This window comes from Nitrincola sp. A-D6, assembly GCF_000764495.1.
Lineage (GTDB): Bacteria > Pseudomonadota > Gammaproteobacteria > Pseudomonadales > Balneatricaceae > Nitrincola.
In genome coordinates, this window is sequence record NZ_JRLB01000009.1 from 38,937 (window position 1) to 61,201 (window position 22,265).

At 50.5% G+C, this 22,265-nt stretch carries 25 protein-coding genes and 2 pseudogenes; 13 read left to right on the top strand and 14 right to left on the bottom strand.

Annotation, left to right across the window (positions count from 1 at the left end; genetic code table 11):
- The first annotated feature begins 5 nt into the window (after positions 1 to 5).
- Positions 6 to 554 carry a hypothetical protein gene (locus LH51_RS02065; protein ID WP_036519311.1) on the top strand — a complete coding sequence of 183 codons (549 nt, stop codon included), beginning with the start codon at positions 6 to 8 and terminating at the stop codon, positions 552 to 554.
- A gap of 5 nt (positions 555 to 559) precedes the next feature.
- Here LH51_RS02065 and ppk2 read toward each other — a convergent pair whose 3' ends face one another.
- Both ppk2 and LH51_RS02075 read right to left on the bottom strand, forming a co-directional pair.
- Positions 560 to 1,348: a polyphosphate kinase 2 gene (gene ppk2, locus LH51_RS02070; protein WP_036519313.1), complete on the bottom strand. Its 789-nt coding sequence runs from the start codon at positions 1,346 to 1,348 to the stop codon at positions 560 to 562.
- 101 nt (positions 1,349 to 1,449) lie between these two features.
- Complete coding sequence (locus tag LH51_RS02075) at positions 1,450 to 2,337, bottom strand: ketopantoate reductase family protein (RefSeq protein ID WP_036519401.1); 888 nt, start codon at positions 2,335 to 2,337, stop codon at positions 1,450 to 1,452.
- Positions 2,338 to 2,402: 65 nt separating this feature from the next.
- Here LH51_RS02075 and LH51_RS02080 point away from each other — a divergent pair, with 65 nt between their 5' ends.
- Positions 2,403 to 2,885, top strand: coding sequence for a YajQ family cyclic di-GMP-binding protein (locus LH51_RS02080; RefSeq protein WP_036519315.1), 483 nt, complete (start codon positions 2,403 to 2,405; stop codon positions 2,883 to 2,885).
- A gap of 65 nt (positions 2,886 to 2,950) precedes the next feature.
- Here the strand turns inward: LH51_RS02080 and LH51_RS02085 are convergent, their stop codons facing one another.
- Positions 2,951 to 3,712, bottom strand: a complete 762-nt coding sequence (locus LH51_RS02085; protein ID WP_036519318.1) for an SDR family oxidoreductase — start codon at positions 3,710 to 3,712, stop codon at positions 2,951 to 2,953.
- 188 nt (positions 3,713 to 3,900) lie between these two features.
- On the opposite strand from LH51_RS02085, the gene LH51_RS20340 reads away from it, so the two are divergent.
- Both LH51_RS20340 and LH51_RS02090 read left to right on the top strand, forming a co-directional pair.
- Complete coding sequence (locus tag LH51_RS20340) at positions 3,901 to 4,335, top strand: hypothetical protein (RefSeq protein WP_144244141.1); 435 nt, start codon at positions 3,901 to 3,903, stop codon at positions 4,333 to 4,335.
- A gap of 79 nt (positions 4,336 to 4,414) precedes the next feature.
- Complete coding sequence (locus tag LH51_RS02090; protein ID WP_036519321.1) at positions 4,415 to 5,371, top strand: hypothetical protein; 957 nt, start codon at positions 4,415 to 4,417, stop codon at positions 5,369 to 5,371.
- Here LH51_RS02090 and LH51_RS20720 read toward each other — a convergent pair.
- The 3 genes from LH51_RS20720 to LH51_RS02100 form a co-directional block, all read right to left on the bottom strand.
- Positions 5,331 to 5,489, bottom strand: a complete 159-nt coding sequence (locus LH51_RS20720; protein WP_160173665.1) for a hypothetical protein — start codon at positions 5,487 to 5,489, stop codon at positions 5,331 to 5,333. The two genes, LH51_RS02090 and LH51_RS20720, sit on opposite strands and share 41 nt — an antisense overlap.
- Positions 5,486 to 6,094 (bottom strand): retropepsin-like aspartic protease, encoded by a 609-nt coding sequence (locus LH51_RS02095; RefSeq protein WP_081960623.1) that lies wholly within the window; start codon positions 6,092 to 6,094, stop codon positions 5,486 to 5,488. The genes LH51_RS20720 and LH51_RS02095 overlap by 4 nt, the downstream gene beginning before the upstream one ends.
- A gap of 76 nt (positions 6,095 to 6,170) precedes the next feature.
- Positions 6,171 to 6,788, bottom strand: a complete 618-nt coding sequence (locus tag LH51_RS02100; RefSeq protein WP_036519326.1) for a LysE family translocator — start codon at positions 6,786 to 6,788, stop codon at positions 6,171 to 6,173.
- A 164-nt stretch (positions 6,789 to 6,952) separates the two neighbouring features.
- Here LH51_RS02100 and LH51_RS23345 point away from each other — a divergent pair, with 164 nt between their 5' ends.
- The 4 genes and pseudogenes from LH51_RS23345 (at position 6,953) to LH51_RS21975 (ending at position 11,953) form a co-directional block, all read left to right on the top strand.
- On the top strand, positions 6,953 to 7,075 hold the full coding sequence (locus LH51_RS23345; RefSeq protein WP_268746516.1) for a hypothetical protein: 123 nt from the start codon (positions 6,953 to 6,955) through the stop codon (positions 7,073 to 7,075).
- Entirely contained in the window at positions 7,072 to 8,370 is a 1,299-nt protein-coding gene (locus LH51_RS02105; protein ID WP_052063360.1) for an aminotransferase-like domain-containing protein, read from the top strand. Before LH51_RS23345 ends, LH51_RS02105 begins: the two co-directional genes overlap by 4 nt.
- Before the next feature lie 70 nt (positions 8,371 to 8,440).
- Positions 8,441 to 9,544 carry a lipid A deacylase LpxR family protein gene (locus LH51_RS02110; RefSeq protein ID WP_036519403.1) on the top strand — a complete coding sequence of 368 codons (1,104 nt, stop codon included), beginning with the start codon at positions 8,441 to 8,443 and terminating at the stop codon, positions 9,542 to 9,544.
- A 991-nt stretch (positions 9,545 to 10,535) separates the two neighbouring features.
- A pseudogene (locus LH51_RS21975) lies at positions 10,536 to 11,953 on the top strand (putative bifunctional diguanylate cyclase/phosphodiesterase).
- Between the two features lie 30 nt (positions 11,954 to 11,983).
- Here the strand turns inward: LH51_RS21975 and LH51_RS02120 are convergent.
- From LH51_RS02120 to LH51_RS02150, 8 genes are read right to left on the bottom strand one after another with little or no spacing between them, the layout of a single operon-like run.
- Complete coding sequence (locus LH51_RS02120) at positions 11,984 to 12,358, bottom strand: translation initiation factor Sui1 (RefSeq protein WP_036519330.1); 375 nt, start codon at positions 12,356 to 12,358, stop codon at positions 11,984 to 11,986.
- A 55-nt stretch (positions 12,359 to 12,413) separates the two neighbouring features.
- Positions 12,414 to 13,742: a deoxyguanosinetriphosphate triphosphohydrolase gene (locus LH51_RS02125; RefSeq protein WP_144244142.1), complete on the bottom strand. Its 1,329-nt coding sequence runs from the start codon at positions 13,740 to 13,742 to the stop codon at positions 12,414 to 12,416.
- Positions 13,743 to 13,747: 5 nt separating this feature from the next.
- Entirely contained in the window at positions 13,748 to 14,107 is a 360-nt protein-coding gene (locus LH51_RS02130; protein ID WP_442934802.1) for a HopJ type III effector protein, read from the bottom strand.
- A 14-nt stretch (positions 14,108 to 14,121) separates the two neighbouring features.
- On the bottom strand, positions 14,122 to 14,640 hold the full coding sequence (locus tag LH51_RS02135) for a retropepsin-like aspartic protease family protein (protein ID WP_036519333.1): 519 nt from the start codon (positions 14,638 to 14,640) through the stop codon (positions 14,122 to 14,124).
- Positions 14,641 to 14,685: 45 nt separating this feature from the next.
- Complete coding sequence (locus LH51_RS02140) at positions 14,686 to 15,654, bottom strand: cryptochrome/photolyase family protein (protein WP_200881839.1); 969 nt, start codon at positions 15,652 to 15,654, stop codon at positions 14,686 to 14,688.
- Between the two features lie 14 nt (positions 15,655 to 15,668).
- Positions 15,669 to 16,088 (bottom strand): deoxyribodipyrimidine photo-lyase, encoded by a 420-nt coding sequence (locus tag LH51_RS21115; RefSeq protein WP_052063363.1) that lies wholly within the window; start codon positions 16,086 to 16,088, stop codon positions 15,669 to 15,671.
- 8 nt (positions 16,089 to 16,096) lie between these two features.
- Entirely contained in the window at positions 16,097 to 16,750 is a 654-nt protein-coding gene (locus LH51_RS02145; protein ID WP_036519335.1) for a ChrR family anti-sigma-E factor, read from the bottom strand.
- Positions 16,695 to 17,321 carry a sigma-70 family RNA polymerase sigma factor gene (locus LH51_RS02150; protein WP_235263431.1) on the bottom strand — a complete coding sequence of 209 codons (627 nt, stop codon included), beginning with the start codon at positions 17,319 to 17,321 and terminating at the stop codon, positions 16,695 to 16,697. Before LH51_RS02150 ends, LH51_RS02145 begins: the two co-directional genes overlap by 56 nt.
- Before the next feature lie 191 nt (positions 17,322 to 17,512).
- Between LH51_RS02150 and LH51_RS02155 the strand changes: the two genes are divergently transcribed.
- The 5 genes and pseudogenes from LH51_RS02155 to LH51_RS24590 all read left to right on the top strand — a co-directional run bounded on the left by LH51_RS02155 (position 17,513) and on the right by LH51_RS24590 (position 22,264).
- Positions 17,513 to 18,883, top strand: coding sequence for an NAD(P)/FAD-dependent oxidoreductase (locus tag LH51_RS02155; protein WP_036519337.1), 1,371 nt, complete (start codon positions 17,513 to 17,515; stop codon positions 18,881 to 18,883).
- Entirely contained in the window at positions 18,880 to 19,674 is a 795-nt protein-coding gene (locus LH51_RS02160) for a DUF1365 domain-containing protein (RefSeq protein ID WP_036519339.1), read from the top strand. The genes LH51_RS02155 and LH51_RS02160 overlap by 4 nt, the downstream gene beginning before the upstream one ends.
- Positions 19,671 to 20,939, top strand: coding sequence for an SAM-dependent methyltransferase (locus tag LH51_RS02165; protein WP_235263433.1), 1,269 nt, complete (start codon positions 19,671 to 19,673; stop codon positions 20,937 to 20,939). The genes LH51_RS02160 and LH51_RS02165 overlap by 4 nt, the downstream gene beginning before the upstream one ends.
- Positions 20,940 to 20,967: 28 nt before the next feature.
- Positions 20,968 to 21,818, top strand: a pseudogene (locus tag LH51_RS24585) (MFS transporter); the annotation flags it as partial.
- 23 nt (positions 21,819 to 21,841) lie between these two features.
- The gene (locus LH51_RS24590; protein ID WP_442934803.1) at positions 21,842 to 22,264 is read left to right on the top strand and encodes an MFS transporter; all 423 of its coding nucleotides are present in this window, start codon (positions 21,842 to 21,844) and stop codon (positions 22,262 to 22,264) included.
- The last annotated feature ends 1 nt before the right edge of the window (position 22,265 follow it).

Here is a 22,265-nt window from a genome sequence, read left to right on the forward strand (position 1 = left end):
CTGTGATGTCACTAAAAATAAGCAAAAAACTGGATGAGATTTGCTATCCGTTTGTGCATGAGTCTTCTTGTCTGTGTGATTATGAAGTCATCACCGATGAGTTGTGTACTTTGCTGGGGATGGCTTTATCAGCTCTGGAGACGGACATGGACGATCTGGCGGCAGACCTGGAGCGGCTGCAACCCTTAGCCTTTCATGCTAACGGCTCTATTCGTGGACGTCTGGCTGTGAGTGAAGACGATCTGAGTTGGCTCAGGAGCCGGTTGAATCATTACACTACTGAAGTGGCAGCGCGTAACACAGGTTTTGTATTGCCGCGAGGCCTCACGCCTGTACCACAGCTGCATCAGGCACGTTCCGCAAGTAAAAAAGCTATCCGTGCGCTGGTGCGAGTTGATGCAGAGGGTATCAGTGTGCCGGAGGTACTGCCGCGATTACTCAACATGGTGTGTAATTTTTGTTTTGTGCTGACGCAGGTCGTTAACCAGCGTCGCGGCGTTAAAGAACCTGTCTTCATCAGCAAAAGCTATGCTGTGCGCAATTCCCACCAGTGATCAACTTATCCGTTAGTCAGCTTTCGCGCCGGAATACAGATTTGCGGGTCAGGTGTAATATCCGTTTCCGGATCTCTGTCCGGGTAGGGCAGTTGACTTAGAATGTGGCGCATGGCATTGAGTCGGGCGCGTTTCTTGTCATCCGACAGGATCACCGTCCAGGGGGCTTCCGGCGTATCTGTATGGCGGAACATGGCATCCTTGGCATCGGTGTAGGCATCCCATTTATCCAGAGATGCCATATCGATGGGTGACAGTTTCCACTGTTTAACCGGGTCCAGACGTCTGGACTGGAAGCGTTCGAACTGTTCATCTCGGCTGACTTCAAACCATAGTTTGAATAGTCGTATGCCGCTGCGCACAAACATTTTTTCCAGCTCGGGTGTCTGGCGCATGAACTCCAGGTATTCCGAAGGTGAACAAAAGCCCATCACTCGTTCGACACCGGCACGGTTGTACCAGGAACGGTCAAATAGCGCCATCTCGCCACTGGTGGGGAGTTGTTTAACATAGCGCTGAAAGTACCACTGGCCCCGCTCTACATCGGAGGGTTTTTCCAGAGCTATGATCCGCGCGTGGCGTGGGTTAAGGTGTTCCATAAAGCGCTTGATGGTACCGCCTTTACCTGCGGCATCGCGTCCCTCAAAGATGATTACGATGCGCTGTCCTGTTTCACGCATCCAGCTCTGCACTTTCAGCAACTCGATCTGTAAGGCACGCTTTTCCTGCTCGTAAACCTTACGTTGCATTTTCTTATCGTAGGGATACTCGATCTCTGTAGGGGTTTCGGCCATAGCGCTATCCTGATCTGGGTTCGGTTAAGTATTACCGATGGTTTCATTGAAGTGTAACATGATGGCTGCCAAGTTGAATCGACCTTTTCTGGCAGACAGGGTCAGGTTGCAGATAAGGCGCGAACCTGTGACAGTAAAGCCTTGTTGCAGGGCAGGTCGATGCCTAGCTGATCTGCCTGGCTGCAGACGTAACCGGTGATGAATTCGATCTCTGTAGGGCGTCCATGACAAATATCCTGGAGCATCGATGAGCGATTATCCGCGGTAGCCTGGGCTACCTTGGCCGCCTGGTCGATCAAGTCTGTTGCAAACAGAGTGATTCCCAGGCTGTGAGTCAGGGTTTCAATTTCATCACAGAGTTGCTGCATCTGCTGATAAAACTCAGGATTTTCTACCAGTTTGCCATTGTGGCAGCGGTGCAGGGCGGTTAGTGGGTTGATGGCACAATTGATTGCCAGTTTGCGCCAGAGAGCTGTTTGTATATCCTGCACATAGATGGGTGCTGGAGTCAGTGCTGTCCAACCGGCGGGTAATGCTGCCGTTTCTGCAGTAAACGGACCTATATGGGTTTCTCCAGCAGCAACACAAACAAGTTCATCAGGTTGCGGACGCCAAGCGCCAGCAGTGGTGACGGCACCCCAGACATCAGCTGAAGGGTGCTGCTGCTGAACAGTCTGGTGCTGTCCCATGCCGTTTTGCAAAAGCACTAGTGTCGCGTCTGGTGTTAAGCGATCGGCTACTGAGGCCAGGGCGGCTTGGGTGTCATAGGCTTTGGTGGTAATGAGTAATCTGCAGATCGCTTCATCCGCTGATGCGGATTGTGCAGTCAGGGTATAAGTGCGTCTGGCTTTACCCTCCAGGCAATGCAGTTGATAATAGCCCTCAGGGTTTGGCTGGCGCAGAATAAGGCTGACGTCCTGACCGGCTTGTAGCAACCGGGTCGCGAACAGGTTACCCATGGCGCCAGCGCCGAGGATATGCCATTTCATAATTGTTTTCCGTTTACCTGAGGCGGGTGTTTTGATCATCCGCTCACTACTGACAGGAGTATAGTATGCCTTCATTTGACATAGTTTCCGAACTGGATTCGCACGAAGTAACCAATGCTGTTGATCAAGCGAATAGAGATCTGGCCAGTCGCTATGATTTCAAAGGTGTCAAAGCTGAATTTGAACTGCAGGATGAAACGGTGACGCTGATTGCTGAGGTGGATTTCCAATTGCAGCAGATGCTTGAATTGCTGCGTACAAAACTAACCGCACGCAAAATAGATATACGTTGTATGGAGGTTAAAGATCCGGATCTGAGTGGTGTGAAGGCTAAGCAGACAGTTATTTTGCGCCAGGGGCTGGATCAGGTGCAGTGTAAAAAAATCACCAAGCTGATCAAAGACAGCAAAATGAAAGTGCAAAGTCAGATTCAGGGTGAGAAGGTGCGGGTAACAGGTAAAAAGCGCGATGATCTGCAGGAAGCGATGGCATTGCTGCGCGAATCAGACGTAGAACTACCTTTGCAGTTCAATAATTTCCGCGATTAATAGTTAAATAATAAAGCGAAGGCTGCACCGGTATTATCGGTAGCAGCCTTTTCTCTGACGCGGCGTTAGATACGCAGGCCGCCGTCTACTTCAAAGCAACGACCGTTGACATAGTCGTTTTCCAGAATGAAGCTCACTGTTGAAGCGATCTCTTCCGGTTTACCCAGGCGCTTGGCAGGAATACCTGCTGCAATTTTTTCCAGTGCTTCGGGTTTCATGCTCATGACCATTTCGGTGCCGATATAACCTGGCGCAATAGATGCGGCGCGGATACCGTAGCGAGACAGTTCTTTTGCCCAGGTAACGGCCATAGCCTGTACACCGGCTTTTGTCGCTGTGTAGTTGGTCTGGCCCATGTTGCCGGAGCGTGACACAGAAGAAATATTGATGATGCAGCCCTGGATGCCCAGTTCAATCATTTTGATAGCGGCTTCACGGCCACACAGGAAAGTACCGGTCAGGTTAACGTCCATAACCAGGTTCCACTGATCCATGCTCATTTTGCTGACGACAGCGCCGTCTTTAACTTTAATAAACAGACCGTCACGGGTAATACCGGCATTGTTTACCAGACCGTGCACTGCACCAAAATCGGTTACAACATCGTTAAAAAGTTTTTCAACATCGGCTTCAACCGAAACGTTGCAAATATAGCCACGTGCTTCTGAGCCTTTTTCCTTGCACTGCGTAATAGTGTCATCAAGGTCCTGTTGGTTCAGGTCGGCCAATGCGAGTTTGGCGCCTTTAGCAGCCAATTCCAGTGCCATTGCACGACCGAGACCACGTCCACCGCCAGTTACTACGACTACTTTATCTTTCAGATCCATAGTTTGCCCTTATTGATTCGTTAATATCACTTACATATTGTGCGCCGCATCATGCTGCAGTGCAACAATTATTCTGTTATAAGCGGACTAGGATAGTAGGTTCCAGGTAATAAGTAAAAACCCTTATAGCAATAAAGGAGTCGTAAAGGGGTCAGTACCCTTTTTCCGTATCAATATCGCTCAGGCTAATGGGCCAGATCTGCCTGACACGCCGTGAACCCATGCATGGGGGCTCCGGTAAAGGCGGCAGTGCCTTTTTTCATGGTGCCATGCTGGGGTGGTGGTGTCGCTTTGGTGTGACGCGCTTTTCGTCATCCATGACCGCTCGACTGCCGCCATCCGGGCGGCAGACGGTCCCACCAAAGCGATACCACCACCCCGCCCAAATTCCTCTGCCAAACCAACTTAAATCTGGCACCCAGGTAGTGAGGCTGATGGGATCGGATTTGGCTGACCCTGTGCGCCATGGAAGGCGCACTGGAGCCCCCATGGATGGGTTCACGGCGAGTCAGACAAACTCCGATCCCATCAGCCCTTTCACCCACCCTAATTTCAACAAACCCGACCATGATCCGAACATCTATGAATACCGCTCATCCATACCCACAAATATTTCACAATGAAATATAGTTTATTGAATAGAATTCATTGTTAAACTAATCGCGACAAAAATTTAACTCACAACGACAAACCGGGTAATTCATGAGCCGCACGCTTTCTGACAAATTTCGCGACCCACAACAAGGGGTATATTTTATTGGCACCACGCCACCACGCGCTGGAACTGATGATGAAGCGATGGCAGGTATAGCTGAAAAACTACTCGGCCGTTTGAACAGTATCGATTACGACGGTGTAGTGGTGTATGACATACAGGATGAGAGCAGTCGTACCGATCAGCCCCGCCCTTTTCCTTATATGGAAACCCGGGATCCACGTGATTATGCCTGGCTGCTGGCAAAGCTGTCGGGGCGTGACACTATTGCCTACAAAAGCGTAGCCCAGCGTGACCGTGCCAGTTTTGCAGCCTGGCTGAAAGAAACCAGTGATAAATACAGTCAACAGCACCTGGTACTGGTTGGCAGTCCATCCTCGCACGGTCAGATCCGCCTGAGCTTGCCGGATGCTTATGCAACACTGCGCGCTAGTCAATTACCTTTTAACCTCGGTGGTGTCACCATTGCGGAGCGTCATGCTGTTAAGGGTAATGAACACCTGCGTTTGCTACAGAAAAGCAAGGAGGGCTGTGAGTTTTTCATCTCTCAGGCGGTCTATAACCCCCAGGCCACCATTGATCTGCTCACTGGCTATGCGCGCGAGTGTCGCCAGCGTGGCGAAACACCTAAACGCATTATTCTGACATTCACCCCTTGCGGCAGTGAAAAAACGCTGGGCTTTATGCAGTGGCTGGGCATTTCTGTCCCTGAAGCGACTCGCTGGCGGATTCTGGATGCCGAAAATCCTTTATCAGAATCGATTCGTATCTGTCAGAACAGTCTGGAACAGATACTGGAAGCCTGTCTGCCATTGGGGCTGCCATTAGGGTTAAATATTGAAAGCCTGACCAACCGCAAAGAAGAGATAGATGCAGCTATTCAGCTGTTCAGGCTACTCAAGGCTACTCTGGATCTTCAGTTGGCTCAGCAAGCGCTGCGATAGCGGCTTCCAGGTCCGCCCGCTGCTGCCTGAGTTCAGCAATGCGGGCCGGGTCCCAGATGACCTTTGATGCATCAAAATCGATGCGGTAATCCACCTGGCGCAGAAAATCCATACTCAACAGGCCATCATGTGCCCCAGCGCCCCCTGAAAATCGATAATGTCAGCACGAGGGCCATCAATTCGATAGGGGCCTATCTCGATGCGATCAAAGCGTGCCGAAAAAGTTTCTATCACGTCACCACTTGCCACCCGTGCATAACCGGATGGGCGTGCATCAAGCGGTAACTGGCTTAGTTTATCCCGATGGAACACAGTTGACGATGCACCGGTATCCAGAACCATCAGGGTGTTAGCAGTGCGGCCTCGCAGGGTCACCTTAACAGGTAACATCACTGAATTCCCCCGCATGGTCAGCGGAGTTTGTAGAGCCGCTATCGCCTGATCCAATTGCCGCAGGTATTGCTGCTGTTGCTGCGCACTCAGGCGTTCCTGACGCTCCATTTCCAACTCATCACGACGCTCCGGAGTCAAACGTGAACCACGTTTCTCCAACTGATCACGGTAGGCATGCGGCACTTTGCTGATATTATCCACATAGATACGCCGACCTGTATCATCAGTGTAATGCAGAATCTGCGCCTGAAGTGCTGCTGCAGGTGCCAGCAGACAAAATAATATTAAACCCATGCGATGTATTTGACGGGTGACGCGCTTCCTGTGCATAGCGTAAACCTCCTGTATATATATTGACCGGTATGCAGGCTTTATAACCCAGATACCGGTCAATTTCCACTAGCGCTTATATCAATATCATCACCACGCAAGATGCTGTCAGCCCACCCATTAACCGGTTAAATACACGCCAGTGGCGTGGCGTTTTCAACAAGCGTCCGAGTAACACCCCAAAGCTGGCCCAGAGAGCGATGGATGGCAGATTTACCACTGCCATAGCGAGAATGATCAGCACCACGGAGGTGACGAAAGCATCACCACTGAGGGTGAACGACGCCAGGGCTGAAATGGCCATCATCCAGGCCTTTGGATTTACAAACTGAAACATCGCTGCCTGAAAAAATGTCAGTGGACTACCTGCAGTTTCAGTACGGATTTCAGGCGGTGGTGAGTGAAAAATCTTCCATCCCAGCCAGAGTAAATAGCCGCTACCCAGTATTTTTAAGAGTGTCATTAAGACCGGCCACTGCTCAAACAGAATACCCAAACCCAGTGCCACTGAAGACATCAACAACATCACACCCGCGGTAATACCCAGCATATGCGGTATGCTGCGTACAAAACCGTAATTAGCCCCGGATGCGGTCAACATCACATTATTTGGACCGGGTGTGACCGACATACTGAATGAAAACAGTAATACCGGGATCATCAAGGTCAGCAGTTCATAGCCGGGTAGTTCCATAACCCCTCCAAAATTATATTGTATGGATACAATTTAATTAATATAGTTAATATTTGGTTTACAAATGCATACAATTAACCATAGTGTGTATTAATTGATGCGGCAATTACTTAATTGTCCTGCAAACAATCCTTTGTATTCAGGACAATCGCCTCGGAGGGCATGTGAGTATTCAACAAAAAGCCCGGTCCCGTTGCCATTGGCTACCGGAACTGGATAAAACCCAGGACACCCTTTATCTGACATTGGCTGATCAGTTGGCCGCTGATATTGCCTGGGGAAAATGAGCCCTGGCGACAAACTACCCCCTCAGCGCCTGCTAGCGGATGCCTGGGTATTACCTGGGTACAGTAACCCGGCTTATCGCGAAGCGGAACGCCGCGGACTCACCGAAGCCCGCGTGGGAAGTGGTACGCGTGTGCGCGGTTCGCAGGCAGATGAACCAGAGTTTCACCACTTGTCGCGTGCCGGTGCTGATAGCATAGACTTGTCACTCAGTATTCCGATGCCCAATCCGATTCGGGCTGAGCAATTAGCCTTTTGCTTACAGCAGATAGCCAGCCAGCCAGAAATAACGCGCCAGTCACTGGCGTATCAGCCGGAGCAGGGCAACCGCTCACAGCGCGAGATTCTGGCCGAGTGGATGACCCTCCATGAGCTACCGGTTGAGGCGAGTGAGCTGATAATCACAGAAGGTGGTCAACATGCCGATTATCTCGCCATGCAAGCGCTCATTCGTCCAGGTGAAGCGGTGGCTTCTGCCGCGTTAACCTATCCTGGCATGATCGCCGTGGCACGGCAGCTGGGTCTAAAGCATCTTCCGGTGCCTACAGACCATCAAGGCATCCTTCCGGATGCATTAGAACGTCTCTGTCAGCAACAGAAAATCCGCCTGCTCTACGTTATGCCGGAATATAACAATCCGACCGGAGAGCATATGAGTCAGGCACGCCGTGAAGCGATCGTACAGATCGCCCGACGCCACGACCTGCTGATCCTTGAAGATGGCGTACAGTATGTGATTGCAGCGCAACGCGGCATCCCCTTTTACCGCCTGGCACCGGAACGCTCACTGTATATTTTCAGCGTATCTAAAATCATTGAAGGCGGACTGCGTTTTGGTGCCTTGCGGGCACCCAGTAATTTGATTCCGAGGCTCAGCGCAGCACTTCGTGCACAATGCTGGTCTGTTCCGGGCTTAATGGGCGCCATTGCCTGCCAGTGGCTCAGCTCAGGCAATGCCGACACGCTAATCGACTGGCAGTGGGCTGAAGTCAGCAAGCGCCAGGCTATTCTTAAAAAAGAGTTACAACATTACGAAACCGAAGCCCACGCCTATGGCTTTCATGCCTGGCTGAAGCTGCCTGAACCCTGGCGTGCCGTGGATTTCGTTGCTGAAGCGGCGCGACGAGGGGTAACCTTGATCGCCTCCGACCCCTTCTGTGTTGGCAGCCATCCGGCACCGCAGGCCGTGCGCATTTGCGTCACTCCTCCGGCTGACACGGCTGTCTTTGAAACCGGCATACAGCGGCTTGCAACTTTACTTCAAGAAGGACCTTCCCATGCGGCACCTCTGGTATAAGCCCGTCTACAGGCGTACTATGGCGGGCTGGCCAATGTGGCTTCAGCATGACTTTTTTCAGGTATTCACCATGGCATTCTCACGCCACTTTTCAACACTTATTATCCTTAGCGCTATGTTCTTGGTCTTATTCAGCTTTTCCGCTCAAGCTGAAGACACTCCAGAGATCTTCAGCGAACAGCAGGCCATCACAGAAGTACGTGAACGCTGGGTGCTTAATCTTTTTTTTGAGAATGATCTGTTCAGTCAAACCGATCAGCAATACACCAATGGTGTGCGTGCCTCCTGGGTTTCGCCTGACATAGACAGCTTTATTGATGATGAACGCCTGCCTCTGTGGATGCGCCAAGCCAACCGTTTGCTGACTCCTCTGGATCCGGTAGCACAAGGTTCAAAAGAAGAAGTCAGCCGTCGGGTTGTCTTTTCTCTGGGTCAGAAGATGTACACCCCGGATAACTCAGAAAGCACCGGCATTGTTCCTGATGATCGACCTTATGCTGGCTGGCTTTACGCTGGCCTGGGTTATCACACGCGCACGCTGAACCGACTGAATTCATTTGAAGTTAATCTGGGCATGGTTGGCCCGGCATCACTGGCAGAGGAGTTTCAAAACCTGGTTCATGATATGCGTGATTTTGATCGCTTCAATGGTTGGGATAATCAATTACATAACGAGCTGGGTATACAGTTGGTTTATGAGCATAAAAACCGCATCCACCGGAGTCGTTTGGGGGATGCCATACAGCAAGATCTGATCGTGCACGGCGGTGGCAGTCTGGGCAATGTCGCCACCTATCTGAATACGGGCGTACAGTACAGGATTGGCCACAACTTACCTGCCGATTTTGGCACCTCTGCACTGCGTCCTGGCGGAGACAACAGTGTACCAGCACCGATCAATGGCAAGAGTAATAGATCCACTAGCTGGGGGGCGCATGGTTTTATTTCCATGGATGGACGCTGGGTACTGCAGGATATTTTTCTGGATGGCAACACCTTTCGCAGCAGTCATTCCGTAGATAAGCGTGCTTTGGTGGGTGATTTATCTATCGGCGTAGCAACAACCATCGATCGCTGGAAGATCTCCTACGCGACTATCTGGCGCACTAAACAGTTCAAATCACAAGAAAGTACACACAGCTATGGCTCGTTTGCGATATCTTATTCGCTTTAGATTAAGCTAATCCGTTTATGTCTAAAATACTGCTATGATTCTATAAGTTAATATATGTGTGATAGAACACCAATGGCTATTTGGGCAGCGTTGGGTTCATGAAAATTCATAAAAGGGCAGTGTTATGGCACTTCTTAAAAAAAACTTATGGTCAATTTTTTACATTTTGACCCTGCTCTTTAGCCTTTATTTTATTTTTGTTTCTTACGCACAGTGGCAAAGACTGTTCAGCAATGCGCAAAACTCCCAGGAAAATACCCTCAGACTGATTGCCAACTCAACACAAGCCCTTTATAGAACCAATGAAATTATGCTGGACATCCTCGGACATAGATTTTTAGAGGATGCGACCTATCAGGATAATCAAAACGCCATGGTTATTCTTGATGCAGCCCTTGAAGAAAGCCCCGCTATCATTGCGATTGCCCTTGTTGATCCCCAGGGAAATATGCTATTTGCCACCAATGAGCTGGATGTGTCTAATTTTCCCAACCTTCTGGAACAACCCGAGTCTCGCACTTCATTTATACAAGTAATGGATTCTGAGACGATGGTTTTTGGACGTACTTATTTCTTTGAACCCTTTCAAGACTGGATTGTTCCCATCCGCAAAGCAATACGCAACCCCGATGGTAGTGTCTACCGGGTTATCACGGCCGCTTTACGCCTGGAAGACTCTTTTGGTCACCTGGTCAAAAACATTGATCTGGAAAATCGCTATGTTTCATTGATCATGCGTGATGATATGTACGTGCAATACGCCAGCAACGGTGAAGAGCTCGGCTACGCCCCTTACCAGGAACCTCTTCCAGCCAGTAAACAGGAAGCAATGACAAAAGCCATAGAAAAAACCCATGGTGAGGGAGCACTGGATGCTATTTGGTACTCAAACCAGCCTATCTCATTTCTCTATAGCTCAGGAAGCACAACCCATTTAGCCTCCCTCCAATACAATCCAACCTATAACCTCCGATTCATGCTGATGACTCAAATGGAAGTGATCTGGAAGGATTTTGCAAAAGTACTAGGCACCTATTTTTTGATTTTTATAGGTGTGGAAGGACTGCTGTATGTGCTCTTTCGCATCATCGCCACAGCTGAAGCCAAGCGTAATGCCGACTTGCTTTACCAGGCTACCCACGACCAACTTACTGGCCTGCTAAACAGAAGTTACCTAAAAAACAACCTGCAAAGCTGGATTTACCCACAAGCAAGCCCTTTTGCTCTGCTTTATATTGATCTGGACAATTTCAAGAACGTCAACGACAACTTTGGCCACCAGCTCGGCGATGTACTTTTGGAACAGCTGGCTCAACGGTTACTTGGCGTCTTGCCGAACGAGGCTGCGTTATTGCGCTATGGCGGTGATGAATTCATCCTGCTAACCTCCATCCATGAAGACACGACCCTGATGGCCCTGGCAAAGCAGCTTATCGAAACAGCATCAACTCCCTACCAGATCAACTCCATGCGTTTACATGTCAGTGCCAGTGTTGGCATTGCCAAATACCCTCAACATGGCCAAAGTATCGATGATCTGTTACGAGCGGCTGATATCGCCATGTACAAATCCAAGCGTCTGAAAAACACGGCGCATCTTTTTAAAGATACGATGCAAGAGAGCTATCTCCGTAACGTTAACATTGAGCAAGCGCTACGCAGTGCCATCGAAAATCGTGAGCTGTTCATGGTTTACCAACCCCAAATCACCGCCGACGGTTCCTTTTATGGTGTAGAGGCGTTAGTTCGCTGGGACAGCTCAAGCCTGGGTAACGTCCCTCCAGATGCTTTTATCCCCGTGGCAGAAGCGTCTGGACAGATGCCCATTTTGGGTCGCTACATTATAGAAGCCACCTTCGCCGACATTAAACAGCTACAGCACACCCTTGGCAGCATTTTTCACACATCCATTAATCTTTCTGCACGACAATTGCTGGAGCCTGATTTTGCGGCCGATTTTATTGAAAAGATGCACCTGGGAAATATCAATGGTGCCTGGATAACGCTGGAGATTACCGAAAGTTTGCTTATTGAAGATATACCAAGTGTTTTGCCGCTTTTGCATAGCCTAAAAGGCGCTGGCATACAGCTGTCTATGGACGACTTTGGCACAGGGTACTCATCTTTGAGCATGTTGCGCACACTGCCAATTGATGAGCTTAAAATTGACAAAAGCTTTATGGATGCCGCTTTAACAGATAAAAGTGCCCAACAAATGGTACAAAGCATCATCACTATTGGTAAAAATCTTGAAATGGATGTGATAGCGAGGGGATTGAAACCCAGACACAACTGGAGATGCTGACCCGTTTTGGTTGCGACAGGTTTCAAGGCTACTACTTTGCACGGCCACTGGATAAAGCAGACTTAACACGCTTTGTAGAAGCAAAACGTACACGGCTTTCTTAGCAGATCAGAGGGAGCCCCCTATTTCACTCATCAGCCACCCGCCAGTTTGACCTTAAAACCTTCCGCTTCCAGCATGGATTTGATTAGCTCACGCTGACCACCCTGTATCTCGACAATACCGTCTTTCACTGATCCCCCGGTACCACAGCGTTGTTTGATTTTCTTTGCCAGCTGCTTCAGTTCGGCTTCAGCCAAGGGAATGCCGCTAACGGTCGTCACCCCTTTGCCCTTTCGCCCCGCCACTTCGCGACGAATACGTACCACACCGTCCAGAGAAGCCAGGCGGGCTGCCTCGGACAGCTCATCACAGCGACAGGATGCCAAAGGCTCTGCGCATTCCGGGCAATGTTTGCCGGTTTCAGTGGAATACACCAGTCCACTGAGCTGATCTTTCAATGATGCCATTAGATACCTCGAAAAAATTACCTCAAAAAAGTTACCTCATAAAATTCAGCAGGGATTATCCTGTCCCGCCACCTATCTGGCGAGCCAGGTAATTAGCATAGGTATCGGTCATGCCACCGATAAAATCCACAGCGCGCATATAACTGTCATACAAGGGCCAGCTTGCCGGTGGCGCATGAATGCCTAATAGGGTAATAATTTTCTCAGTACGATAGCCTAAGGCTTCGCCCTGTTGCTGATGAGATTCATACACGGCATCGCAAAAGGCATCCAGTAAAACCCCCAGAGTGGTATAGGCACCTACCTCCTGTTCAGCTTTGCGATTGTTCGGAAAAACACGGGTACGAGCGATACCTTTTGCCGTGCTCAATCCCTCAGCCACCATGGGGTCACCATCACTGAGTAGTTCCCCCTGGAACGAACCCGCCATGATGGCTTCATAATGCTGGCAATAGGTTTGCACCGCCGCGTTGACCATGTTCTCCATGGCCTTGCCACGCAGGGCGGATATTTTACGCCGCGCCGAAGCCTGAGAGTTAAATATAGCATCATCAAAACTCAGATCACCACAAAGCTGCAGCAGGATAGGCTTGACCTCGTCAAAGGTGAGAATCTGCAGTTCAATGGCATCTTCAAGATCGAGGATGGCGTAGCAGATATCATCCGCCGCTTCCATCAACCAGGCCAGGGGATGGCGTGACCAGTGATTCTCTCCCAGTGAAATAAGGCCCAGCTCATTACCCAGAGCATTCAAAATATCCACTTCAGTCTGGAACACGCTGAACTTACCCTGTTTACCACCCCGCTCCACCGTCCAGGGATACTTTAACAGCGTCCCCAGGGTGGGATAGGTAAGACGCAAGCCACCATCAAACAGATTGTTCTCGATACGGGTGACCACACGGAAGCCTTGTGCATTACCTTCAAAGGTTTGCAGGTCTGCCAGTTGTAGTGGGCTTAAATGTTCAAAGCGCGGATCTTTGGCATGCCGCCTGAACCAATCGCGTATGGCATATTCACCGGCATGGCCGAACGGCGGATTACCGATATCATGGGCCAGACAGGCCGACTGAACAATAGTACCCAAATCATGCGGTGTCACCCAGTCGGGTAACTGATCAGCGATCAACTCCCCTACCCGTATTCCCAGACTGCGCCCCAGACTTCCAACTTCTATAGAGTGAGTCAGGCGGGTATGGATATGGTCGTTCAATGCCAGAGGATGCACCTGGGTCTTACGCCCCAAACGTCGAAATGCACTGGAGAAAACAATGCGATCTGTATCTTTGTGAAAGTGACTGCGACCTGTCTCTTCAGCTGTCAGCAACTCATGGCCATAGCGTTTGGTGGTTAACAATCGCGACCATTGCATACTTCTGCCCATGTTATTCAATCCTGTTTGGGCACTAATGCCTGACCTTCAAAGGTTACACCCGACCAGCCATGGCGCATAAAATTGCGGATATTTTGATGATCGTCAGCATCCGGATGCTGCAACACATCCACAAGATAATAATCACCGAAAGCATTCAGGGTTGCTGCTTCACTCAAACCCTGTAGCTGCGCGAATGCCAGAATCTTGCAAGAGCCCGTATTACTGCCTGCCGGATTCGATTGATCACCATTTTGAAAAGGAGTTGGGGTAAAGTCATAGTAGCCATCGATACATTCGATAGTCTGAGTAAAGTTCACCGAACCCTGCTGCAGGGATTGAATCAGCAACTCAGGGGTCATAGCTTGTTCTGTCATGGAGTAAATTTTCCTCAGGGAATGCGCAAGGACAAGGTACCATCACGCTGTGTCATTTCAAGATTTTGCATAAAACTCATACCCAGTAAGACCAGATCGCTGGGCATATGCGGATTGATATGGGCCTGCACCCGATCCAGACGGATATTACCCAACTGCACCGTTTCAAGCTCTGTTTGATAGACATCAATCACGCCGCTGGCGGTAGTAACACGGCTACGCCGCCCGGGATGCAACTGCGCCTGACGCGCCACAGCTTCTGGCACACTGATTGTAGTCGCACCTGTATCGAGTAGAAACACCACCGGGTGGCCATTAATCAAGCCCGGAGCAATATAATGTCCACTGCGGTTACGCTGTAATACCACCTCGGAAGGCCCGTCTGTTTCAGCTAGCGAAAGATGCCGATTGGGATGATCACGTTGTTCAAGGTAGCCACTGAAGTACAGGGCAAAGGCTAGCAGCAACAACAACCAGAAGGCCACCTGGAACAGGCGTGCCGTGGTTCGTCGAGTCTGATCCGGGTGCCTCATAAGCGCTTAAGTCCTGTATCGCCATAGATTAACCCCAGAGTATACCTAGGAGCGCTGCTGATAGTCATCCAATGCAGCCTGCCGGGCTGACTTGTAATCAATAATGGGGGCCGGACGCCCCCTTTCCTGCCCGGCACCAGGAAGGTGACGTTGTCGGCGAGGCACATCGGCCAATTCAGGTAACCAATGCAGCAGGAAGGCACCGTCTGGATCAAACTTTTCACTCTGCAGCTGAGGGTTGAAGATACGAAAATAGGGTGCGGCATCAGCACCTACCGATGCCGCCCACTGCCAGCCTCCCAGATTGGAGGCGAAGTCCGCATCGATCAGGTGTGCCATAAAAAAATCAGCGCCCAAGCGCCAGTCGACGCGTAACAGTTTGGTTAGAAAAGAAGCTACCACCATGCGTAACCGATTATGCATCCAACCGGTTGTCAGTAGCTGCTTCATCGCCGCATCTACAATAGGATAACCGGTTTCACCGCGACACCAGGCATCGAACAAGGCCGGTTGATGCTGCCAACTGATACGCTGTTCGACTTCGGGCCTGAAAGGCTCCATACGGCTCATATCTGGCCAGGCGACCAGTAGATGACGGTAAAACTCCCGCCAGATCAATTCATTCAGCCAGATGCTTTCCAGCCAGGCATCACTACCTGTCTCAACCTTAAGGCATTGCAGACATTGCAGGGGTGACAACGCACCGATAGATAAATAGGGTGACAAGCGCGATGTGCCATCGATAGCGGGAAAGTCCCGCTGACCCGCATAGTCAGCCACAGCCGTGTGAATAAAATCATTCAGACGCTCATGCACCGCCACTTCACCGACTGGCCAGTGTTGCATGTCATAAGGCATCAAACGGGAAGCCAGTGCCTGATAACCCAGGTCATCGGGTATATTATCCGCAGGAGCTGGCTCGGGTTGAGCGGCTGGCATACCTAAGGGCTCAGGTAGCTGTTGCAGGTATTTTTGTCGCCAGGCACGACTGAACGGGGTGAAGACTTTAAACATCCCACCCTGCCCGGTCACCACCTGCCTGGAGCAATAACAAGCTCACCATGATACCCCAGACAACGGACACCGGCGGTCTCCAGCTCAGTACACACCTGGCGGTCACGCTGACGCTCATTGAGGGGGTATTCATAATTGAAATAGAGACTATCCACTTGCAATTCAGCTGCCAGCTGCTGCAATGCACCAGGCACCTCGTCAAAGTGTTTGAGTTGCAACACCCGCAGGCCAATATTCAGCTCAGCCAGATCGCTTTGCAAAGCCCTTAGTTGGTCACGCCACAGTGCCATGCGTGCAGGCCCTTCACTGTGTAACTGCCATTGCAAGGGAGTCAAGGTAACTACGGCGGTAACACCCTGACGCATTTCACAAGCATAAAAAAGCGCCGGATTATCCAGCCGGCGCAAATCGTTACGTAACCAAACCAGTTTCATCGACACCCTTACATACCAATAAAAGGCTGCACCAAACGCCCCATCAGCCCACTGAATTTCAAAGGTGCGTCAGTAGCAATCAAGCAAATACAGTCCTGATCCGTATCCACTAGCGGTTGATGATGCACATCACCATCCAGGTCAGCCACATCACCGGCACTGAAGCGTCCGATTTCATCCGAGTAAGATCCGCGTAAAATCAGGGTTAGCTCATTACCACTGTGAGTATGATGTGGAACAGACACACCCGGGGCTATTTTAAGCAAACGGGTAGTCCCCTTGCCCCCCAGATGCAGATCGATATGGTGTACGCCATAACCTAGTCGCTTCCACGGCAAATCGTCCAGTGAGCTGTTAATATAATGATGCAAGGGTGCGGGAACACCGTCTGGCAATTGAGCTGGCGTAACCAGTGACGATACTTCAGATGCCATATCGTCATCCAGTCGCGCCATCAATTGATTCAGCGCGCTGTCATCTACGGGCATGGGAGCGATTTTGTCCAGCAATACACCGCCTATGGCTTCAGCCTGACGCACACGCTCGCAGCAATCCGGACACCAGTGCAGATGACACGCCACCAACAGCGCCATACCTTGAGACAAACTACCGGCCGCATAAGCCATCAAGGTAGCATCGTCGAAGTGATGACGAATATTCATTCTTCCTCCCCCAATGCGCTTTGAGCTTACTAAAAGCCAGACGCAGCCTTGATTTAACACTCCCTAATGGAATGCCCAGTTGATCGGCAATCTCGGAGTGCGACTTGCCCTCGTAATAGGACAGATGCAGCACCTGTGCCTGATTTTCCGGTAATTGAGCTATAGCTATTTGCATACGTTCTTCAATGACGGCGTGTTCTGACATATCACGTTGATCTGGATCTGGTTCTTCTTCAGGTAATTCATATTCAACCGCCTTCTCTCGACGCATACGATCGATACAAAGATTTCGTGACAGGGTGAAAATCCAGGTACTGGCACTGGCTTTGGCTGAGTTGAACATATGGCTTTTACGCCATACAGACAGCATCGCTTCCTGTGTTACTTCTTCAGCTGTAGCCAGCGGCATGCCCAGGCGTACAATGTAAGCCTTCACACGCGGGGCAAAGTAGCCAAAAATAGCGGCAAAGGTTGCTTTATCTTGAGTTACAGCCAGAGAAGTAAGGCGTGCTGACCATTCGTCACGTTCCTTTTTTTTCTTCTCTTCCGCGATTTTGATAACTGCGTTCACATCGCCTCCCGTGGGCTCATCTTCCTGCATTGCAAACTCCTACGCTGCCATTAAACGGGTGGATCACTGAAAAAGAAATCTAGCTAATAAAAGGTAAAATGCTACAAATCTAATAAACACTGATGATCTACAAGCTTATACCGAATCGTAAGAGAAGGTATATCCAGTCACAGCGGCATGAGGCCAGGTTTATGAATGTAAAAGTAATGCGTCCCCTGAAAATAGCGGTGATTGGCTCCGGCATATCAGGCTTATCCTGCGCCTGGCTGCTGAATCAAAACCACGATGTCACCGTATTTGAAAAAGATGATCGTCCAGGGGGACACTCCAACACGGTTGAAGTGAATTTTGCCGACAACAGCAGTCTGGCTGTCGACACAGGCTTTATTGTATTCAATCCGGTCAACTACCCCAACCTGGTGAAATTTTTTGACCAGTTACAGGTTGAGAGTGTTGAAACGGAAATGTCGTTTGCCGTGAGCATGGATCAGGGCCAGCTGGAATACAGTGGCACCAGTCTTAATGGTTTGTTTGCACAGCGCAGTAACCTGCTACGACCAACCTTCTGGAAGTTAATCCGGGATCTGCTGCACTTTTACAAACACTCGGATAGTTTTGTAAAGAATCCTGCCAGTGCTAATCTGTCTCTGGGCGAGCTACTGCATCAGCAGGGTTACAGTCACGCCTTTATTCACCAGCACCTGATCCCTATGGGAGCCGCCATCTGGTCTACACCGGCAGATAAAATGCTGGACTACCCGGCTTTGACGTTTCTGCGTTTTTGTCAGAATCATGGATTGGTACAACTCACTGATCGCCCGCAGTGGCGAACAGTTGTGGGTGGTAGTCGGGAATACGTCAACAAGATTCTTCATGAACTCAAAAATCCAATCAGACTCAACAGCCACATTCATCGGATTCACCGCCACAACGGTCAGGTAATTCTGGAAGATTTGCATGGCAAGCGTGAAACCTTTGATCATGTTGTCATGGCCTGTCACGCCGATCAGGCGCTGGAGATGCTGGCCGCTCCGACCCATGATGAACAGCAGTTACTAAAGCATTTTCCCTATCAGCGTAACCGCGCCATTTTGCACAGTGATACAGCACTGATGCCAAAACGCCGTGCCGCCTGGGCCAGCTGGAACTACCTGGCCAATACAGCGGCGGACCAGACCGCGGATGTGAGCGTGACTTACTGGATGAACAGACTGCAACACCTGCCTGAAGAAAAGCCCTTATTTGTCACACTCAACCCTGTTGAAGAGCCTGAAGAAGGTAGTATCCATCGTAGTTTTCTTTACGACCACCCCGCATTCAACCTGGAATCTGTCGCAGCACAAGAAAAGCTCTGGAATCTGCAAGGGGTAAAGAACACCTGGTATTGTGGCGCCTGGTTTGGCTATGGGTTTCACGAAGATGGGCTGCAATCCGGCCTCGCCGCAGCTGAAGCGCTCGGTGGTATGCGACGCCCCTGGCATTTGGATAACCCCAACAGCCGTATACATGTCATGCCCAGAACCCGTCCGGAATCACGCTTATGCCGGGAGGCGGTAGCATGAGCCAGGTATTGCACTCTGGCATTTACCTTGGCGAGGTGATGCATCAGCGTCTGCGTCCGGTAAAGCACCGTTTTGTTTATCGGGTCAGCGCCTGGCTGATCGACCTAGACGAGCTTGAAACGCTGAATCAATTTACATGTGTTTCCATTGATCACTTCAATCTGTTTTCATTTCATCAGCGTGATCATGGTGATGGCTCAGGCACACCGCTGAAAACCCAGATCAAAACGCTTCTGCAGCAACACAACATCGACACAGGCTCAGGCGCTGTGCGCTTGCTCTGCTACCCGCGCCTGTTTGGCTATGTGTTTAACCCACTGAGTGTATTCTATTGCTATAACGAATCCGGTGACCTCAGTGCCATCCTTTATGAAGTCAGTAATACCTTTGGTCAGCGTCACAGTTATCTGATCCCCGTTGATCCGCTCAACACTGAGGTTATTCGCCAACAAGCTGACAAGGCGTTTTATGTGTCGCCGTTTATGCCTATGCAAACCGCTTATCAATTCCGTCTACAGCCACCAGATAAAAATCTGGCCGTTATGATTCGCCAAACGGATGACCAAGGACCACTATTTGATGCCACTTTTTCCGGTCAACGCATAGAAATCACACAGCGGTCGATACTGAAAACCTTTATCCGCCACCCGCTCATGACCCTAAAGGTAATCGGGGGCATTCACTGGGAAGCACTGCGACTCTGGCGCAAGGGTATGAAAGTTCAGCCTCGCCCAATACAGCCGACTTACCGTGTTTCGCTGATCAGTCCACAAGGAGTAAAGCTGTCATGAAGCCTTCTCACTACCAAGTAGCGCGTTCGCATGAATTACTGGCTGAGCATAGCTGGTTTAATCGTACGTTACTTAATAGCGTCTTACGACAGCTACCTGAACTGAACTACGGCACTCTGGACCTGCAGCTGCCTAACGGGCAGCAGCTACAGCTTGGCAAAGTACAGGATGGTGAACCCCGGGCCGAAATCCGCCTGAATAATTTCCGTCCTCTGCGCCGACTATTGCAAGGTGGCCAGCTCGGCATGGCCGAAAGCTATATGGCGGGTGAGTGGGACTCTCCGGATCTGGTAGCACTGATGCGCTGGGCACTGGGCAACGAACGTCAGATGCCGGATCTGAGTAATGGCAAACTTTGGCTGCGCCTTCTCAACCGGCTGGTACATCTGCGCCGAGCCAACACCAAGCGCGGCAGTCGACGCAATATTGCCTACCATTACGATCTGGGTAATGATTTTTACCGCTTGTGGCTGGACCCCAGCATGACCTACTCATCAGCACTGTTTAGCTCACCTGAGCAGTCGTTGTTTGATGCGCAGCAGCAGAAATATCGACGTATTGCACAAATGCTCGATCTGCAACCAGGCCAACAGGTGCTTGAAGTAGGCTGTGGTTGGGGCGGTTTTGCCGAGTTGGCCGCGACTGAATTCGGTGCCTGCGTGCATGGCATTACCCTGTCGCAGGAACAACTTCTGTTTGCTCAACAACGCATAGATAACGCTGGCCTGTCTGAACAATGCCACTTCAGCCTGACCGATTACCGTGATCTTGAAGGTCAGTATGACCATATAGTTTCTATTGAAATGTTTGAAGCCGTGGGAGAAGAGCACTGGGCCACCTACTTCCGGACACTGCAAGGTGTACTGAAACCGGGCGGTCGTGCCGTATTGCAAGTAATCAGCATTGCTGAGGACCGGTTTGAGGAATACCGCCGCAATCCGGATTTTATTCAGCGCTATATTTTCCCTGGTGGCATGTTACCCAGCCCGTCACGTATGCAGACCGCACTGGAACAGCAGCAACTGAAACTGACCGACAGTCAGTTTTTCGGTCTGGACTATGCAAAGACCCTGACCATCTGGCGGCACAATTTTATCGAGCAATGGCCAAGGGTAAAGGCGCAGGGTTTTGATGAGCGCTTTCGGCGTATGTGGCTGTATTATCTGGCCTATTGTGAAGGGGCTTTCGCCACCAGACTGTTGATGTCGGTTTTTACCAGTTGGAGCACGCGTGAGCCAGCCGCTTTCGCGACAAGCACTGTTTAGTTATGCGCTGCCTGCTTTACCGCTGGCTGTGCCGACAGTTGCCATCTACATTCTGCTTCCCACCTATTATGTAGAAGAGATAGGTTTGCCGTTATTACTCACAGGGTTGCTGCTGATGCTGGCCCGTTTAAGTGATGTGATTACCGATCCGCTCATTGGTCGTTGGCTCGATTTCGCCTCACCACGGCAGTTCAAGACCACACTGGCTATCGGTGGTTTAATTTGCATACCGTCTCTGGGATTACTGATTCACCCGTTGGCGTCAGCCCCGGCTCTGTCGTTGCTGTTTGGAGCGCTGTTTTTATACCTGGGATGGACGCTGGTTCAAGTGCCTATATTACCTGGCTAAGTCATCTGAGCGACAGCAGTCTGCAGCGCACCCGGGCGGTGTCATTGCGTGAAGGTTTGGCACTGATAGGGTTATTAGTCTCAGCAAGTGTACCTTTGCTGGTGCTTGCCGGACTCAGCACCACACAGATGCTGCAAGTCATGGCGCTGATCACCTTGCTACCGGGTGGCTGGTTTATTTACCGGCTTCTGACCCGCCTGCCCGCTCCGCAGGCGGGTGAAAACCTGTCACAAGGAAACTGGCGTGGCTTAATCAAAAACCGTCCAGCCATGCGTTTGGTGGCAGCCTGGTTTACCAACGGTGTCGCCAATGGCATTCCTGCTGTACTTTTCCCCCTGTATATCACCTCGGTACTCGGGCTTGATGCCGAATTAAGGCCCGTATTTATTCTGATCTATTTTATCGCCGCCTGCTGTGCACTGCCTATGTGGCTGAAACTGAGCCGGCAGCTGGATAAAGTGCTGCTTTGGCAACTCGCCATGCTGCTAGCCATAGCCGCCTTCCTGCCAGCCGCATGGCTGGGACCAGGTGATACCTATGGGTTTGTGCTTATTTGCATTCTAACCGGTGCGGCACTGGGGCTGATCTGGCGCTACCTCATGCGATTCAGGCTGAAGTCACCGACTGGGATAAATTCCGCTATCGCCGTCGCCAAACCGGTTTATTGTTCGCTCTCTGGAATGCCGCCACCAAACTGGCATTGGCATTGGCGGCGCTGGTCGCTTTGGGGCTATTGGAACTGGCTGGTTTTAACGCTGAAATGAGTGCACCCGTACTGGCTCTTGGACTGATCTATGCTCTGCTTCCCAGCGTATTGAAGGGTATTGCCATCATCATATTATGGCAGTTTCCACTGAAAAGCCGTCACCACAAGTCCATTATGTATCGACTAACGCAACGATCTGAACGGAGCTCTATTGATGATCTACCGACTAAGCCTTTTGCTCCTGATCAGTCTGCTGCTGGCAGGGTGTAGC

Coding starts and splice junctions, on each gene's coding strand:
- LH51_RS02125 (WP_144244142.1), bottom strand. CDS start 13,742: ATGGGCAGAAGTATGCAATGGTCGCGATTGTTAACCACCAAACGCTAT.
- LH51_RS02155 (WP_036519337.1), top strand. CDS start 17,513: ATGAATGTAAAAGTAATGCGTCCCCTGAAAATAGCGGTGATTGGCTCC.
- LH51_RS02160 (WP_036519339.1), top strand. CDS start 18,880: ATGAGCCAGGTATTGCACTCTGGCATTTACCTTGGCGAGGTGATGCAT.
- LH51_RS20340 (WP_144244141.1), top strand. CDS start 3,901: ATGGGCCAGATCTGCCTGACACGCCGTGAACCCATGCATGGGGGCTCC.
- LH51_RS02135 (WP_036519333.1), bottom strand. CDS start 14,640: ATGAGGCACCCGGATCAGACTCGACGAACCACGGCACGCCTGTTCCAG.
- ppk2 (WP_036519313.1), bottom strand. CDS start 1,348: ATGGCCGAAACCCCTACAGAGATCGAGTATCCCTACGATAAGAAAATG.
- LH51_RS02075 (WP_036519401.1), bottom strand. CDS start 2,337: ATGAAATGGCATATCCTCGGCGCTGGCGCCATGGGTAACCTGTTCGCG.
- LH51_RS02085 (WP_036519318.1), bottom strand. CDS start 3,712: ATGGATCTGAAAGATAAAGTAGTCGTAGTAACTGGCGGTGGACGTGGT.
- LH51_RS02090 (WP_036519321.1), top strand. CDS start 4,415: ATGAGCCGCACGCTTTCTGACAAATTTCGCGACCCACAACAAGGGGTA.
- LH51_RS02140 (WP_200881839.1), bottom strand. CDS start 15,654: ATGTTTAAAGTCTTCACCCCGTTCAGTCGTGCCTGGCGACAAAAATAC.
- LH51_RS21115 (WP_052063363.1), bottom strand. CDS start 16,088: ATGAAACTGGTTTGGTTACGTAACGATTTGCGCCGGCTGGATAATCCG.
- LH51_RS02080 (WP_036519315.1), top strand. CDS start 2,403: ATGCCTTCATTTGACATAGTTTCCGAACTGGATTCGCACGAAGTAACC.
- LH51_RS02165 (WP_235263433.1), top strand. CDS start 19,671: ATGAAGCCTTCTCACTACCAAGTAGCGCGTTCGCATGAATTACTGGCT.
- LH51_RS02110 (WP_036519403.1), top strand. CDS start 8,441: ATGGCATTCTCACGCCACTTTTCAACACTTATTATCCTTAGCGCTATG.
- LH51_RS02130 (WP_442934802.1), bottom strand. CDS start 14,107: ATGACAGAACAAGCTATGACCCCTGAGTTGCTGATTCAATCCCTGCAG.
- LH51_RS02065 (WP_036519311.1), top strand. CDS start 6: ATGTCACTAAAAATAAGCAAAAAACTGGATGAGATTTGCTATCCGTTT.
- LH51_RS02100 (WP_036519326.1), bottom strand. CDS start 6,788: ATGGAACTACCCGGCTATGAACTGCTGACCTTGATGATCCCGGTATTA.
- LH51_RS02145 (WP_036519335.1), bottom strand. CDS start 16,750: ATGAATATTCGTCATCACTTCGACGATGCTACCTTGATGGCTTATGCG.
- LH51_RS02095 (WP_081960623.1), bottom strand. CDS start 6,094: ATGCACAGGAAGCGCGTCACCCGTCAAATACATCGCATGGGTTTAATA.
- LH51_RS02105 (WP_052063360.1), top strand. CDS start 7,072: ATGAGCCCTGGCGACAAACTACCCCCTCAGCGCCTGCTAGCGGATGCC.
- LH51_RS02120 (WP_036519330.1), bottom strand. CDS start 12,358: ATGGCATCATTGAAAGATCAGCTCAGTGGACTGGTGTATTCCACTGAA.